This is a genomic window from Sulfitobacter sp. 1A13496 (assembly GCF_043557225.1).
GTDB classification, from domain to species: Bacteria; Pseudomonadota; Alphaproteobacteria; order Rhodobacterales; family Rhodobacteraceae; genus Sulfitobacter; species Sulfitobacter faviae.
The window spans coordinates 72,455-88,493 of record NZ_JBIFFP010000009.1 but is presented as its reverse complement, the minus strand read 5'-3'; the positions used below and the strand labels follow the sequence as shown (position 1 = coordinate 88,493).

Here is a 16,039-nt window from a genome sequence, read left to right as displayed (position 1 = left end):
GCGGCGCTCAATGGACCTGGCCCCGCTCGGTCTCGCCATCCATGTCTGTCGCGCGGTGTTTTTCATACTCGGCGTCGGCAAGTTCATCGACCACCTGGCGCAAGGCCTCGGTGTTGGCCGTCGCCGCATCGGATTGCAGGTAGACCTTGGCGACATAGAGCCGGTCGAGACGGTCCTCGAGAACCTTGTCCAGCGCATCGGCATCGCCGGATGTGAGGCGGCCCAATTGGCGGTCATCCAGCACCCGCGCTATCTCGCCCCGGAAGGCGTCCCGCTCCGCCTCGGTCTCGAAGGGCGCGGACAACTCCCCCGCCCGCTCATGCTCCAGGACACGCGCAATCTCGTCTGCAAAACGGTTGGCACGGTCAGTCTGCGGCGCCGTTTCACCGCGGGCTGCGAGGAGGTCGTCGCGCTTGGCAGACCCAAGCCCCTCGCGCAACTCGTTGTCGCGGCGGACCTGATTGATGGCCTCCGTGTCCCGTATCTCGACGACGGCCGCATAGGTCGCGCCGAGCCCACGGGCGAGGTGGGACGGCATGTCCGGATAGCGCACGTGCAAGTCATCTGCGACAGCATCCGCAACGGACGTGCGGAGGTCGCGTCCCTCCATGATGCGGTCGACTTCACGGGTGATCTCACTGGCGCGGGCCGCATCGGTGATGGTCTCCCTGTAGGGCTCAGACCGGTCGATCACATCGCCAGGACGTGCGAGCAGATCCGGATGTGCCTCGAGATATGCGCGCTGCTCTGTTTCGATCCGGCGCTCCGCCTTGGAGGCCACCTCCCAGACCCGGTCCTCGATCTGCTGCGTTGTCAGACCCTCGGCGCGCATCTCCTGACGGATTGTCCCTTCCATCGCCCGAACCGCGTCCTCGTGATAATGGAACCGCTCGCTGACCGCTTCCGCTTCCATAACACCATCCCGGCGCAGCACGTTCTCCCGTTCCAGCAGCGTCCCAAGTTCGACATGCACATCGTTGAGAATGTCGCGCGCCTGTTCCAGGTCGGCGCGGCGTTCGAGGTTCAGATCGCACGCCTCGGCCACCTTCGAGAGATCATCGGCGATCCATTGATGTTCGAGCGCTGCATTTGAGGCGCCCGTCTCGATCCGGGCCACCACTTCCGATGTGCTGATCCCCGTGCCGCGCAGGGCCGCGTCAATGCGCGACCGCAAGTCCGGCTCGGCCAGACTGTCTAGCCGGCTGGCGTCGATATTGGCCTCGGAATAGATCCCGCCTTCCGACGGAGCCTCAGACAACGTGCTCGAACGCAAACCGAGCGGCTGCATGTGCTGGACCTGCGTCTGGATCTCGATGAGGCGTTTTTCCAGTAGGGGGCGTTCCGCGTCCGCCTTCTCGGCGATCATGCCCTGTACCCGCGCGAGCTTCTCCGCATAGAGGCTTCTTAGATCCTCGAAACTTTGATCCTCGGCCATGTACACATCTCCTGTTCGGTCCACCTGCCCGCCACGCGCCAGCACCTCGCCCGCGCGGAAGAGGGCTGCGGCGATGTCTTCCCGGGCTTCCCGGGAGGCCTCTGCGGCAAGCGAGTGGTAGACAGTTCTGGTATTGGCGATCTCCGCCAGCGTCCGCGTCAGGTCCTGCCCTACGCGTTCTCGCTCGCGGGGTGCGCGCCCCTCTTCCTTCGCGGCATAAACTTCGCGGGTGGGGGCCGGGTAATGCACAACCCCGCGATCCACCCGGCGCGTGGCCTCCAGGCGCACGCCGTACTTCTCCGCCTCCTCGACCATGGCAAGGCGGAAATCGTCATAGTTGAAGCGATGGTTGCGCCCGAGGAAAAAGAACTCGCCTTCTTGCGAGCGGCGGTTCAGCACCAGATGCGCATGCGGGTGATCGCGGTCTTCATGCACCGCGATGATGTAGTCGAAATGCCCCGCGTCACTCTGGAAGAACCGCTCGGCCACATCCGTCGCGATGTCGCGCACATCCTCACCCCGCGTGCCGATGGGGAAAGACATGAGCATGTGTGTGGTCTGGCCCAGCTTGGGTTTGAAGCCTGCATCCCACCGCTTGGCAAAGCGCTCGGTCAGATCCTTGATTTCAACCGCCTCGAGCTTCACCTTGCCATCCAAGAACCCACACGAATCCACGATATGGGTGGACTTGGTGGTCAGGTAATCGAGCTGGTTTGCGAGCTGCGATTTTGTATGCGTGCCCCCGCCCCGGATCGCCTTGAAGACGGCTGGCCTGTGCCCAGCTGCCGCGCGCATGAGCTGTTTCTGCTTGGCGACATGCAGCCCCTGCATCGAGCCCCGGACGCGGCTCCAGCCATCCCGGAACACCTCCCCGGTAACAGCGTCGACAGCATCATTCGGCCGCATGGGCAAACTCCCTCAGCGCGGCCGTGGCCTGCAGCTGCATGGCGTCCCGACGGCGGCGCAGGAGAAGGTCGATCTCGTCAGCGGAATCCAGGATGAACCGCGCCAACCCGCGCATCTGGGCAAGGCGCAATTCCGTGAACTCCGGGCCAGCGCCCTGCCCCTGCCGGTTGGCCTGCGCCATCTGCTTGGCGATCTGCGCGACGCCATTGCCAACCTCGTGCAGAGAGGCGCGGTAGCGCGCCATCTCTACTGCCATCTGCACGTCCGGAACGAACACCCCGCCTGCCGCCTGGATGAGCCGCCGCAGCCCCTCGGCCCGGCTCTCGATCCCGGCTGTCGCCAGCACCGCATCCAAGGCTGCAAGCTCCGCAGCCGTGACCTTCACGCTGACCGCGGAAACCGGGATCGCGGCATCCGCCTGGCGCTCGGCATCAGCTTTGAGGACATAGCGCACGGCCCGCGATGTGACCTCGAAGCGCTCGGCCAGCTCAGACGTCGACACACCTTCCGCGGCCTCGCGGACGATCTGCATCTTCTCGGTCTCTGTCAGGCGTTTTGTTCGGGACATGCGGAAGAAAGACCCCCTATTTCCTGCCACCTTCCACCAAGGCTGCCCCTACCATACGATAATATATCTATCTGTCAATTATATACTTACGTTGCATTCAGACTCAGGCAGCCTTGGTGTCCGCTTCACGCCGCGGCCCGCAGGGACGCGGCTCTGCTGCCCTCACCACCGGGCGACCCACCTGTCCATTGGGTCCCCTTCCCCAACACCGCCCGAGGGTCTGACCGAACACGCATGTGTTCGGACGGAACCGCGGGCGGGCGCAAACCCCACCGACAGGGCGGACAGGCAGGGTCAAGGAGGGCCAGATTTGGCTCCGCCAAATCTCTGCCGCAAAAACCGGGAGGCCCTGGCCGATAGGTTTTTGTGGATGGCCCCCTTGAGGCTGACTGGCCGGTCTGTCGCGGCCTGATCATCCCGGGGGGGAGTGCGCCCCTTGAACGCGCAGCGACCGGCACCAATAGGAAGTCGCTATCGGCGATCACCTACGCCGGTGACGGCATCCCTGGAACAGGGATCAGGCCGCCCCAAGATCGTCCTGGGGCGGCCCATCCTCTTCAAAGGATTTAATCCTGGGGATCTTTCGCGCTCGGCGGGAACATCACCAGCTCCGAGACCGCGACTGGGAAGTCGAGCTTGAGGCTGAAGAACTCCGAGCCGTCCCCGTTGCGGGTGTTGCGGAACATCGCGCCCACGCGCTGAAAACGGGTGCGCTCCTGGCCATCGGTGTCGGTGAACTTGACGGGGACGGTGGCGACGTAGTGGTTGGTCATTTGGGTTACTCCTTGTTGCGATGGGGATCTGCCAGCACGGGGGCAAGAGGCCCGGTCGCAAGCGCAAATGCGGAGGGTCCGCGGCTCCGCCGTGGAAGCCGTATTTGTGCTTGCCGAAGCGTGAGCTGAGGGCACGATTGGGCCGACCCCGTGCGATCCACATCTATGAGCAAAAAGGAGTGATCCGGATGACCCCTGCCATCACGCCGCAGCCACCTTCCGCGTCCTAGTTCCGCCGATCCTGGCCGGGGTGCTGATGGAGCCCGCCCGCGTGGCTGCGATGTTCCGAAACACCCCCCCGAGGGTTGTGCAGGTCTTCAGCCTCATGTGCGACGTTTCGACCCCTCGGTCTTGCGCTGCTGACGATTTGCGAGGTGCGCACCATCCCCAGCCCGTACCGATGCGGATGGGCCGAACTCTGACGGGCTGGGTAGAAGGATGACGGTGCTGGACGCCGTGAGCTGCCGATCAAGTGTGACCGATCGCACGCGCCATGAGACATGACGAAAGGGCCGCGCCAAGCGCGACCCCCTCTCTTCAATCTTGCGCAGTCTTCTTCGCCGGGTCAGCAACCCGCATGACCGTCAGGCCTTTCGCTTCCGCTTTCTGCCCGAGGTTCAGCGCGACCCCGTTGCCGCCGAAGAGCACAACCCCCGTCGCCGCGAACTTTTCGTCCAGCATTTCGTCGTTGCATTTGAACGGTGCCGCCCGTCCGTGAGCGGACCAGCGCGGATCGAAGCGCGCCTGCGCGATACCCCGTGCCCGGGCCCACCGCGCCGCAATCATCTCCGCCCCGTGCTTGCCACCCTTGTGGCAGAGGAATATTTCCTGATTGCGGTTCTGCTTGATCCGCTCGCGAACCTTGTCGAGCGTATTGAAGATCACATCGACATCGGTCCAGTCGGTGGCGCCCGAGACGATCAGGGGCACCCCCTCGACTTTGGACTTCTCGGCAGTCTCGCGGTCGTGCTGCTCCAGGAGCTGCCGCGCCTCGAAGACCGCCCCGGTCTCTTGCGCCCGGGTGCTTGCGCGCGATCCGGCTGCCGGGATGAAGGCGTGGCCCGTCTCGACCTCGTAGCATTCCGCTGCGGCCTCGCTCATCACCTCGATTGCGCCGACGATATCGCGCAGCTGCAGAAAGCGCGACTGCGCCTCTTCGAGCGCGGTCTCGGCGATCTCGGATCCATCGTGGGATTTTGCGAGCGCGCCGATCTTGTCAGCGGTGCGGTCGACCTCCTTGCCGAGCGCCACCTTGCGGCGCTGCAGGATCGTCGCGAGCCCGTGCGCCAGCGGTTCGATTTCCGCTTCGAGCCCGGTCCCGCGCAGCTGCCCGAGCAGAGCCTCGAAGCTCTCGCGGATGATGCGGTCGGTCAGAACGTGATCCTCCGGGATCGGCAGCTGTGCGTCCTTCTCGGTCAGCCCGAAAAGCTCGATGGTCTCGTAGGTGTTTGCGGTGTCGTAAGCCATGTTCTTATCTCCAGTGTTCGGTTCCAAGGCCTCCACGTGAGTGTGGGGGCATGGCCGAATGCCTGGTTTCCGAATCTGCCCGGGTCAGGGACGGCGCAGCCGCCGGCTTGCCGGGCGCAAAAGTTTTCCGAGCGCAGCACCCGACACAGGCCCGCGCTCACGCACGGGATCGCCCCAAGCCATATGTACCGCCCTCGCCGAAAAGTTTTGCGATCCTTGACGCGGGCTGATTTGGGGGCCATCCGGAGGATATGCTTCCGCACTCATGTGTGTGTGTTTTGACGGTAGGTTTGCCCGACCCGAGCAGGCAAACGGCCCGACCGGACGCGGGAGACGGATGGAGTGGCGGGATCGTTTTGCTCTCAAGCAAAACAGACCAGAGCGCAATCCGGCGGAGCGGCCGGGGAGGGAGGTGCTCGCGAGGCGGGCAAACCGGGGGCCTAGGTGCAACGCCGCGGTGAGGCCGCATGGCCGAATGCGCGACGGACCGAAGGGCCGTTCTCCCCTGCGACACGCGAAGCCGAGCGGGGGAGGCCGCAAGGCAAGCATCCAAGTCGATGCTCGAGAGCACAAAACCGACACACTCTGCTTCCAAACAGCGCAAATTGTCTGGTCTGCTGAGGGGTTCGAATGTAGAAAAGACCTTAGTATCATTGAAAATGATCATTCAGAAAGAGCAACTCGACCTTGGCTTCCGCCCAACAACTCATCGGTCTCGTCAAGAGCCACGCAGAAGGGGACGCTGATCGTTTTTACGATCTGGCGATGCAACTCTCTGCGGCTGAAGAGCAGAAGGGACATACCCGTCTGGCTGAACAGTTGCGACAATGGGCCGAAGCGGGACAGAAGCCGCCTTCGAAGCGAACCCCTGCGATCACTCCTATCGCAACACCCCGCGGTGATCTGGCGGAGTTCCTTGCCGCGTCCTATCCGACCGAGCGCCTCGTCGATGTCATCTTGCCAGACAGGATTGAGAGCGAACTCGCGCATCTCGTTGTAGAGACACGAATGCGCGAAAAGCTCGAGGCGAAAGGGTTGAAGCCACGGCGGCGCGTTCTCCTCTCCGGTCCTCCCGGAACCGGCAAGACCCTGAGTGCTTCAGCGCTTGCCGGTGAGCTGCAGTACCCTCTCTTTTCGGTCATGCTCCACGGACTGATCACAAAATTCATGGGTGAAACAGCGCAGAAGCTGAAGATGATATTCGATGCCGTCAAGACGACGCGCGGTATCTATCTCTTCGACGAAATCGACGCTTTGGCCGCGGCCCGGGGCGGTGAGAACGATGTCGGTGAGGCCCGGCGGGTTCTGAACTCGTTCCTGCAATTCCTGGATGAGGATACCGGGCCTTCGATCGTCATTGCCACTACAAACCTGCCGGGAATTCTTGACCGCGCTGTGCTGCGCCGCTTTGATCTTGTTTTGCCATATGTCATGCCCGATGGCCCTGCCATTCGGCAGGCGCTCGAACGCCGTTTGATCGGCTTCTCACTCGCTCGCATGGGATGGAAACGGGTTATAGACGTTGCCACAGGCCTCTCAACGGCCGATGTTGTGGCAGCGGCGGAAGATGCCGCTCGACGTGCTGTTCTGAATGATACCGACAAGATTGCGACACAGGATTTGCTTGATGCCCTCGAACGCCGACGGTCGCTCCAAGAACTAGGGACCGATGACAATGGCACGAGACCTTCGGCACTTCCACCTTCGCAATCTCGGCCAACCTCGCCCGTTCCAAGCAAAGGGCGGGGGCGGGTCCAAAAGACCAAGTGATGTCCCCAATCGCGCGGCGCACGCCCAAGCATTGCTTCAGGCCATCGACGCGCTGCCAGATATTCCAGCAGCCGAACTTCCCGGCGTCTATCTGGAAGTACGCTCGCGTATCGACGAGCGCCTGAAGAAAGGCAGCCTCGACGCTAGTGGCCTGACTCTCCTTCGCGTCGCCGAGACCCCTGATCCCGGTGGCACCGAAGAGCGCGCGACGGTGTTTGCGACAGCCAAGGGTATTGAAAAGCTGCGCAAGAAGGTCGAGCAGTTTCGGACGGAAGACACACCCGACCGGGAAAAGGATGGTGAATTCATCCCAGGCCGTCCGAAGAACGCGGATCTAGTGCAGAGCGTCGCTGCCATCACGGAAGCGGGATTGCGTGCCCTCTGGCGCAGCCCTTCAGGCAAATTTCCAGCAGCGGATGTTGCGACCGTTTGGGAGGTTTGGCTCGAGCCTCAAATGACCGAAGGTTTCGTCGCAGCCGCACCAAACTATGGCGTTACCGTGGGAGCAGATCGGCTGGAGTTTCCCGAAGATATCGTTGTGATCGTAGAGGCCGATCGCAATCAGCTCGCCCAAGCCGTCCGCCGACTAGGCGGCGTGCGCGCCCTTGCTGCTCCCACCATCACAGCGGATTTTTTCGACGGCTTGCCGGTGGCAGAACAGGCGCAGTGGGTCGACGAACTCGCGGGTCGTACGACCTACACTGACAATCCCGATCCTAGCTACGTCACGCTTTTGGATACCGGTGTCAGTCGCGCGCATCCTCTCATTCAGCCGGCGCTCAGCGTGGATGACCGACATGCCGCCAACCCGGCCTGGGGGCTGGAGGATGTGAAGGGCCATGGCACGCAGATGGGAGGACTGGCGCTCTTTGGAGACCTGACGCCGAAACTGCACCAGGCGAATCCGGTTTCTGTCGTGAACCGTCTGGAATCCGTGAAGCTGCTGCCTGATGCAGGGATGAACCCGCATCATCTCCTCGGCGCGGTTACCAGGCAGGCGATCAATACAGTAGAACAGGTCGGCCCCCGGCGCCGGACCTTCACCATGACCACGACGACGGGTGAGGACACCCCGCATGACGGCGCGCCGACGTCATGGTCGACGGAGGTCGATCAGCTCGCCGCCGGTGTTTCAGGTGAGGTGAAACAACAACGCTTGGTGCTTGTCTCCGCAGGGAATACCGACAACTTCACCTTTGGTGCCGGAAACTACCTGGACCGATGCGATCACGAAGACAACGAAATCGAGTCGCCGGCCCAGGCATGGAATGTTCTGTCTGTTGGGGCCTTTACAGAGAAGACCGTACTGCCAGACGGAGAGCCGGCCCAGGCGCTTGCACCATTCGGCGATCTATCGCCAGCTTCGAGAACTGCATCGTGGTCGTCCCATTGGCCGAACAAGCCGGACGTCGTCCTTGAGGGTGGAAACTGGGCGCTAAGTGCCATGCCACCGCCAATGCGGCATGGATGGTTATCGCTGCTTTCGACTCACCACAATTACCCAGTCCGATCCTTCACATTCACCTTCGATACCAGCGCGGCGACCGCGCTTGCCGCGAAGGATGTAACGGAACTCTGGTCGGACTATCCGACGCTTTGGCCCGAGACAGTGCGTGGTCTCTACGTGTCGTCAGCGCGGTGGACGCAGCAGATGCGTGCGCATCTGCCGGCCCAGCCAAACAAGGGTCACTTCACGCCCCTTTTTCAGCGCTATGGGTATGGTGTGCCGGACATGGCGCGTGCCCGCCGCAGCGCGTCGAACGCGCTGACCCTCATCGTGGAAGATACGATTACGCCGTACGGGATTTCAGAGAAGACCGGCGGTGATGTCCACAATGAAATGAAGCTGTTCGCCCTTCCCTGGCCCGTTGAGGCTTTGCGCGCGCTCGGCAATGCCGATGTGACCTTGCGGGTGGCACTCAGTAGCTTTATCGCTCCGAACCCGTCCGAAGCCTCGCGCGGCGTTCGGTATCGCTACGCGTCCCACAACTTGCGTTTCCAACTCAATCGCGCTGGCGAGAACGAAGCCCAATTTCTGGCCCGGATCAGCAAAGCGGCCGAACAGCCCGATGGTCCTGCAAGCGACGAAGATGATCTTTGGGACTTCGGTAGCAATCGGCGCCATGTCGGGTCGCTCCATATAGATCAGCTGACATGCAGGGCTTCAGATCTGGCGCGGCGCAACTTGCTGGCTGTTCACCCAGTCACCGGTTGGTGGAAGTCGAAAAAGCTTCTCGCTGAGAGTTTGCCTTCCGTACGCTACGCACTGATTGTGGAAATCGACGCAGCAGAGTTGGACACCGAGCTCTACGCCGAGGTTCAAGTTGCTGTTGACGCATTGATTGCCGCTCAAGCAGTTGTACAAGTCTGACTTTAATCGAAACTCCGCGCGGCACTTCCGATCTAGCAGTCTCATCTACACCGGAACGCCATATGAAGTGGCAGTTCGATCGCTCTATTGAAGCAAGCACAGCAAAAGGGGAACCGTGAACCCACGGCTCCCCTTGCAGTTCAGATGTTCAAGCCTCGTACCAAGGTCACGCGACCAGCGAGAGCCCCGCGCCCGCATCCTGCGGCTGCTCACCGCTGTCGATGAACGGGATGATCGAGAAAGTCTGCCCGCCGCGCTGCTCTTCGTTCTGCACGGCGTTCACGCGCAGATCACCATCGGGCGTGTTGATCAGCAGCGAAAGGTAGTCATTGCCCGTGCGGCTGCTCTTGGCCATCCACGCCGAGCCAACGCGGATCGGCGTGCCCCGGGGCGAGCTGACCTCGATGCGGTAGTCTGGGTGGGTCTCCTCGGACTTGTAGCTGTTCTCGATCAGCATGAACTCCAGATCGAACATCATATTGGCGATGTAGCCGGTGAAGGCGTTGTCAGCGTCCATGGCGGTGAGCTCGCCCGAGATCGAGCCGGATTTCATCAGGCCGTTCGAGACCAGCGGGATGATCTCGAATTCGCCGCTCTGGGCCGCGCGCGCTTCCTTCGTCTGCACGGCATTGACGCGGAACGGGCCCAAACCGACATCGATCTGCATCGAGATGTAGGGATTGCCGCTGGTCGTGCCGGTCTCGTTCCAGGCCGTGCCGATTCGCACCTTGCGGCCTGATTTGTTGACTGCCGTCACGTCAAAATCCGGGCTGCGTTCGGACATCTTCGAGCGGGTTTCAAGCTGGATGGCGATGTCAAAGCGCGTCCCGTGGATCATGCCGGTGTACTGAGCGGCTGCGGTCTCGACATTGCGGGTGAGGGTTCCTGCGAACATGGGATGGTTCCTTTTGGATTGGCCGGTGCCTGACGTCCTTGCCAGCGCATCCGGGATTGCTTTCTTGACCCCTTGAGGGATCACAAATCAGAAAGCCTGCTTTCCTTTCAGCCCCGCCCACGGGTCAGAGCTGCTGTCCGAGTGGGAATGCCCCCGCGCCTCCGGGTGCTACGCCCCTCCCCTGCCCGTCTGGTCTTGATTGGTTGCCCGGATATTCTGCGGCGACCTTCGATTGCGCGATGAAGAACTCCGCCTCTTTGCCGTTCAACCGGTGCCCACCACGGTCGGTCAGGCCGATGCAGCTACCATTCGGGACATAGGTGATGAGGTACTGACCGAGCCGGTCCTTGTGGACAACGTAGCCGGTATTGGCCCAGTGCACGGTCTGCCCGGCATCGACGGCCGCCTTGATGTCATCGAGTGTCATGTGATCCTCCTCAAGTAGAATGGTGGGGAAACGACGCAAGAAGCCCGATCTTCCAACCGGGCTTCCGTGCGGCATTCAATTGGCAAAAAGCCGGGTCCTGTCAGGCGCTTTGCGTGGCTTGCGTCGCGTGCGCCGCCATCCAATCCTTCAGACCAAGAACCGTTCTTCCGGCGGCGACTTCAGATGCCCAGGCAACCCTTGGGTCGCCGCAGGGCTCATCGCCGACATGCCGGTCGATGTGGCCATTGGCCATCCATGGCTCAGGCTGGATCCGTCGCAGCCAGTCCGCCATGCTCGGGATACGGCCCTGACAGTCTTCACGGACATGCTGCTCGCCGATCCAGCGCACGGGGATTTCTCGACCCGCGCTATTGGTCAGGGTCAGGCCGAAAACCCGTTCCGCCTCGAACAGGCCTTGAGCGTGGTGGCGCATGGCTCGGTGCGTGAAGAGCGCGAGGTGCTCTTTCGAGGCATCGAACCAGTCATGTATGGACTGATAGTCAGACGGCACGCCGCCGAATTTCCGGGCAGAGCTTTCAGCATGATGAAGCGGATGGGCCATCTCACAGCCCCTCGTCATAGCTGTGCGAGCATTCGACATAGCTGTCGGCATGATCGAGGGTGATGCTGTCTAGTGCTATGTCCCAGGTCAGCGTGCCGTAGCCGCCCTCGTTATTTTCAAACCCCGGGTGATGGTGATAGGCGAGCGACCAGGCGAAATCGCCAACCTCTGTGGCAAGCGCCTCCGGCAGTTGGACCTCTGCAGGCTGCACCGTCACATCCTCGACATTGCCGGAGTCGCCATAGCCTTCGTATTCGGCAGTGACCCCGCTGATGCCAAGCGCACGTAGTTGCGCGAGCAGCTCCGCTCGGGTCGCCTTCAAGGTGGTTTCGCGCTCCGCGCGCCACTGAGCCGCCATCGCGGCATAATCGATCTGGGGATTGGTCATGGGTCTGTCCTCTTGTCTGCAATTGGGGGGCCGGGCGTGGCATTGGTCAGCGCGCGCCCGGAAAGCGCAGATCGGCCAAATCCCGATCCACGCCGCCCGACCGGAAGCTCGCTTTGACTTTTCAGGCGGCTTGTTCTGCCGCTCTAGCGGCTCGCTGCCCCACGATCCGGGCCAGAATGCTTCCCGTGTCGATCCCGTCCCCATGCGGCAGGAACACCCGCAGCTGGAAGGCGATGATCTCAGTGAAACACCCCATTGCCTTGAGGCCATCAATCATGCCCCGATCCGCGCCGCCCAGCTCGAGGCGCATCTCGCCTGCGACACGGCGACGGGTCAGGGTCAGACCCCGGCCCAGATCGACAGGCGCGGTGGTGCCGAGGGCGGCGGTCAGCATCTCCTGCGGTGTTTGGGGGTTGGACACGAGGAAGCGGGCGCGCAGCGCCGCTGCCCCTTCCTCACTGAGCGTGCGCCCGATCATCGCGGTCGCCCCGTCGGGCGTGACCCGGTAGATGCGCTCATTGGTGGTCGGAATGTCCTTCCAGATCGGCAGGAGCAGCCCGGTCAGCAGATAGAGCTTGGTCGTGGTGGTTTTTGGCAGGGACGCAGCCTCGGCATCCCAAAGGCGGGTGAACTCGAGCCTGTCGATCTCTTCCCAGGCGGAGGACTCGAACCGCGCCTCTTCGAGATAGCTCGACCCGTTGGGCCGCACCGCCTTACGCATCAGCGTCACGATGTCCTCGTCATACATCTGCATGGGCCGCGCCGAGATGAGCGCCGCGCGGCCGGAGGCGCGATTGACCATCGGCAGCTTATCCGGATTCCGCGATAGGGCCTCTTCGGCCCCAAGAACGTGGACTGGGTCCGTCACCTCAAGTCCGATGATCCGCGTCACGGCGCCGGATTTCGGGCAGGTCCAGAGATCCTCGGTGGAGACCTGTTCTATCTTGTCGCCGCGTAGGGTTTCCACGCCGAGATCGAGCGTGCCCGCCGCGCGCGCCCGCTCAGACTGATCAGCGATCCGGCGCATGAACTCGGCAAAGAGCGCGTTCTGCATGTGGATGGGCAGCGCCAGCACCTGGTTCAGAAACCGCTGGATCGGGGGAAGCTCTTCGAGCAGCACACCGTCCTTGTCGATCAGCCGCAGGGCTGTCCAATCGGTGAAGCTCTCGTAGCTCATCGCCTCGGCCCGTCCGGCGGCGAGATCGGCAAAATATCCCCGCAAAGCCGCCCGCGCAATCGGGCTTTCGAGATTGTCCTCCTCGCGGAACATGCCCTGCGAGCCGGTCTCGCGCTGGCCCTTGGTGAGCGCCCCCAGCTGGTCGAGGCGTTTGGCGATCGTCGAGGTGAAGCGCTTCTCGCCATGCACATCGGAGGTGCAGACCCGAAAGAAGGGCGCGTTGACCTGGGCCGAGCGATGCGTGCGGCCCAGTCCCTGGATGGCCGCATCGGCGCGCCAGCCGGGCTCCAGCAGATAATGCCGCCGCCGCTTCTGGTTCTTGGCCGTTTGCGCCGCGTGATAGGATCGGCCCGTGCCGCCTGCATCAGAGAAGATCAGGATATCCTTTTCGCCGTCCATAAAGGCTTGGGTCTCGGAGGAATTGCTGCTTGCGCTGCGCTTTTCGATGAAGAGATGGCCATCCTCGGCCTTGAGGGGCCGGATCGATCGGCCCGTGACTTCTGCCACGGCCTCGTCGCCAAAGGCCCAGAGGATCTGATCGAGCGCCGAGGGGATCGGGGCCAGCGTCACCAACTCCATCATGGCCGCGTCACGCAAAGCGAGCGCTTCACGCGAGACGACCAGCGCGCCGGTCTCATCGCGCAAGGGTTCCGCGACCATATTGCCGTCGATTTCCACGAGCTTTTGCGCATGGATCGGAAAGGTCTGCTCGAGATAGCCGAGAACATTGTCGCGCGGCGTCAAGGCCCCCTCAACGAGTTCATCCTCCGGGTCCATCGCCTCAAGTCGGCGTTTGAGCAGGCTCTCACCTGTCGAGACAACCTGGATGACGCAAACCTTGCCCGCCGCCAGATCGTCCTTGATGGCGTGGATGATGCTTGGAGCCTTCATGCCCATCAGGAGATGGTTGAAGAAGCGCTGCTTCGTGCTCTCGAAGCGGGACTTGGCCGAGGCGCGTGCGGCCGACGCATTGGTCTCGCCCGAGGCGTCGTTGACGCCAGTCGCAGTCAGAGCTGCCTCGAGATTGTGGTGAATCGTCCGAAAGGCGCCCGCATAAGCGTCGTAGATCTCGATCTGGGCCGGGGTGAGCGCGTGTTCGAGGACATCGTATTCCACGCCATCGAAGCTGAGGGCGCGGGCCGTGTAGAGCCCGAGCGTCTTGAGATCGCGCGCGACCACCTCCATGGCAGCGACACCGCCTGCCTCCATCGCCGAGACGAAACTCTCGCGGCTCGGGAAGGGGTATTCGGGGCCTTGCCCCCAGAGCCCCAGCCGCGCGGCATAGGCCAGGTTGTGCACGCTCGTGGCGCCCGTGGCCGAGATGTAGAAGACGCGAGCGCGGGGTGCTGCCAGTTGCAGCCGCAGGCCAGCAAGGCCCTGCTGGGAGGGTTTGCCCCCCCTGCCCTGCTCGGACCCTGCCGCGTTCTGCATGGCATGGGCCTCATCAAAAGCGAGGACGCCTTCAAAGTCTGCGCCCATCCAGTCGAGGATCTGGCTCAGTCGCGTGGTGCCGCATTTGCCCGCGGACCGCAGCGTGGCGTAGGTCACGAACAGGATACCGTCACCCATAGGGACGGGCTGGTCCGGTTTCCATTTGGAGAGCGGCTGGATGTCGGCGGGCGAGCCGCCGAGATCGGTCCAGTCGCGGATGGCGTCCTCGATGAGCGTGGCGGATTTGGAGACCCAAATCGCCTTCCTGCGCCCGGAAAGCCAGTTCACGAGAATGAGCCCCGCGCATTCGCGACCCTTGCCGCAACCGGTGCCGTCGCCGAGAAAGTACCCAAGGCGATAGGCCCGTGCGTCTGGGTCATCATCGGCGCGCGTCAGCTTGGTCTGGTCGTCATCGATGGTAAACCGACCGGGCAGATCGCGCCCATGGGCATCATGCGCCATGATGATGGTCTCGAGCTGCGCCTCGGAGAGATCTCCCTCCTCGATCAACCGTGTGGGCAGGCGCAAGTCATCACTGCCCGTGTTTGAGGGCATGGGCGGGGCAACCGAGGCCATGGCGATGCTCTCGACCAGCGGCGTGGGATGTTCCTGCGCACCCGCGATCTCGATCCGCTGCGGACGGTAGCGCGCATAAATGTCCGAGATAGGCTTGTTGTCGCGCGGGGTCTCAAGGCTCGTGAAGCTGAGCGGGCGGACGGCCTTGACCCGAGGTTTGGAGGCGGCGACAGGTGCAGCGGCGGTCTTGCGCGGAGCAGAGGATGGAACGGTCGGCCGAGCATGAGGGGTCGCTTCAGCCCGTTGGGCGGGACGCATCTCGGGCCGGGTTGCGGCCACGGCGTCGACAAAAGGATGGGCTTCATCCAGATCCCGCACAGGGACGCGGATCATTTCGCAGTCCTCCTGCACCTTGTCGAAGACCATCAGCTGGGTTTCGACAGAGGTGCCGAGCTTGCGGTAGACCTGCCCCGGCATCGTCAACGCCAAGCGCGGCGTCAGGAGACCGCAGGCGCGGGACCAATGCGCGGCATCGCGTTCGGGCGTGAATCCCGGCGGCATGATCGCCACCAGCCGCCCGCCGGGTGCCAGACGCTTTGCAGCCGCGATAAGATGTTTGGCGGCGATGTGCTTGTCTCGGGAGCGATCGACCGAGGAGGCGAAGGGCGGATTCATCACCACGACGTCGGGCAGAACGGGCGTCTGCAGCAGATCATCGATATGCTCGCCGTCATGGCCTGTGACCTCGCCGCCGAAAACCGCGCGCAGGAGGCGCTGGCGAAAGGGGTCGATTTCATTGAGCAAAAGCGTGGCACCGGCCCGGGCGGCGAAAGCAGCCTGGGCACCGGTGCCCGCCGACGGCTCCAGCACCGTCTCGCCCTTGCGGATCGCCGCGGCCCGCAAGACCAGCGCCGCGAATGGCAGCGGCGTGGAAAACTGCTGCAGCCGGATCTGCTGCTCGGAGCGGCGGGTTTCCGTCAGGAGCCGCGAGGCAAGCAGCCTTGCAACGGCGATGTCACCTGCCGCGCCGTCCTCACGCAGCAGCACCTGAACAGCCGCGGCCTGCATCAGGTCATATGCCATGCGCCAGTCCCAGGCACCGCCGGCATCGCTGCCAAGAAACGTCTTGCGCATAATGCGCGCAAGCGCTGAACTGCGCAGGGGTTGTTGGTCGATCTCCGTGCCGATCTGCGCGAGGGCAGAGGTGAGGTTAGCGTCGGAGATTGAGAGAGCCGGGTTTGCCAGTTTGGGCTTGGACATGGGGGTTTCCTTTGGATCAGGGTCTGAGTTCCAAAGGACAAAAAGCCCACTTTCGCTTTTCAGGGTGAAGGAGATCAGACCGCGCTGACCTCC

General features: G+C 62.9%; 11 protein-coding genes. 2 read left to right on the top strand and 9 right to left on the bottom strand.

Going from position 1 to position 16,039, the window contains the following annotated elements:
• Positions 1-7 precede the first annotated feature (7 nt).
• From ACGYLX_RS17005 to ACGYLX_RS16990, 4 genes are all read right to left on the bottom strand, one after another.
• Positions 8-2,341 (bottom strand): relaxase/mobilization nuclease domain-containing protein, encoded by a 2,334-nt coding sequence (locus ACGYLX_RS17005; RefSeq protein WP_394450918.1) that lies wholly within the window; start codon positions 2,339-2,341, stop codon positions 8-10.
• Positions 2,328-2,909 (bottom strand): transposase, encoded by a 582-nt coding sequence (locus tag ACGYLX_RS17000; RefSeq protein WP_260081235.1) that lies wholly within the window; start codon positions 2,907-2,909, stop codon positions 2,328-2,330. The genes ACGYLX_RS17005 and ACGYLX_RS17000 overlap by 14 nt, the downstream gene beginning before the upstream one ends.
• A 566-nt stretch (positions 2,910-3,475) precedes the next feature.
• On the bottom strand, positions 3,476-3,682 hold the full coding sequence (locus ACGYLX_RS16995) for a hypothetical protein (RefSeq protein ID WP_007120662.1): 207 nt from the start codon (positions 3,680-3,682) through the stop codon (positions 3,476-3,478).
• Between the two features lie 537 nt (positions 3,683-4,219).
• Positions 4,220-5,149 (bottom strand): DUF2493 domain-containing protein, encoded by a 930-nt coding sequence (locus ACGYLX_RS16990; RefSeq protein ID WP_394450916.1) that lies wholly within the window; start codon positions 5,147-5,149, stop codon positions 4,220-4,222.
• A 687-nt stretch (positions 5,150-5,836) separates the two neighbouring features.
• Here ACGYLX_RS16990 and ACGYLX_RS16985 point away from each other — a divergent pair.
• Both ACGYLX_RS16985 and ACGYLX_RS16980 read left to right on the top strand, forming a co-directional pair.
• Positions 5,837-6,919, top strand: a complete 1,083-nt coding sequence (locus ACGYLX_RS16985) for an AAA family ATPase (protein ID WP_394450914.1) — start codon at positions 5,837-5,839, stop codon at positions 6,917-6,919.
• Positions 6,825-9,290, top strand: a complete 2,466-nt coding sequence (locus tag ACGYLX_RS16980) for a S8 family peptidase (RefSeq protein WP_081536349.1) — start codon at positions 6,825-6,827, stop codon at positions 9,288-9,290. The genes ACGYLX_RS16985 and ACGYLX_RS16980 overlap by 95 nt, the downstream gene beginning before the upstream one ends.
• A 166-nt stretch (positions 9,291-9,456) precedes the next feature.
• Here the strand turns inward: ACGYLX_RS16980 and ACGYLX_RS16975 are convergent, their stop codons facing one another.
• The 5 genes from ACGYLX_RS16975 to ACGYLX_RS16955 form a co-directional block, all read right to left on the bottom strand.
• A complete protein-coding gene (locus ACGYLX_RS16975; RefSeq protein WP_295039772.1) occupies positions 9,457-10,185 on the bottom strand; it encodes a DUF736 family protein in 729 nt (242 codons plus the stop codon).
• A 124-nt stretch (positions 10,186-10,309) separates the two neighbouring features.
• Complete coding sequence (locus tag ACGYLX_RS16970; RefSeq protein ID WP_394450912.1) at positions 10,310-10,612, bottom strand: hypothetical protein; 303 nt, start codon at positions 10,610-10,612, stop codon at positions 10,310-10,312.
• A gap of 100 nt (positions 10,613-10,712) precedes the next feature.
• A complete protein-coding gene (locus ACGYLX_RS16965; RefSeq protein WP_394450910.1) occupies positions 10,713-11,174 on the bottom strand; it encodes a DUF6915 family protein in 462 nt (153 codons plus the stop codon).
• 1 nt (position 11,175) lies between these two features.
• Entirely contained in the window at positions 11,176-11,562 is a 387-nt protein-coding gene (locus tag ACGYLX_RS16960; protein ID WP_295039768.1) for a DUF6878 family protein, read from the bottom strand.
• 121 nt (positions 11,563-11,683) lie between these two features.
• Positions 11,684-15,946 (bottom strand): strawberry notch-like NTP hydrolase domain-containing protein, encoded by a 4,263-nt coding sequence (locus ACGYLX_RS16955; protein ID WP_394450907.1) that lies wholly within the window; start codon positions 15,944-15,946, stop codon positions 11,684-11,686.
• Positions 15,947-16,039: the final 93 nt, after the last annotated feature.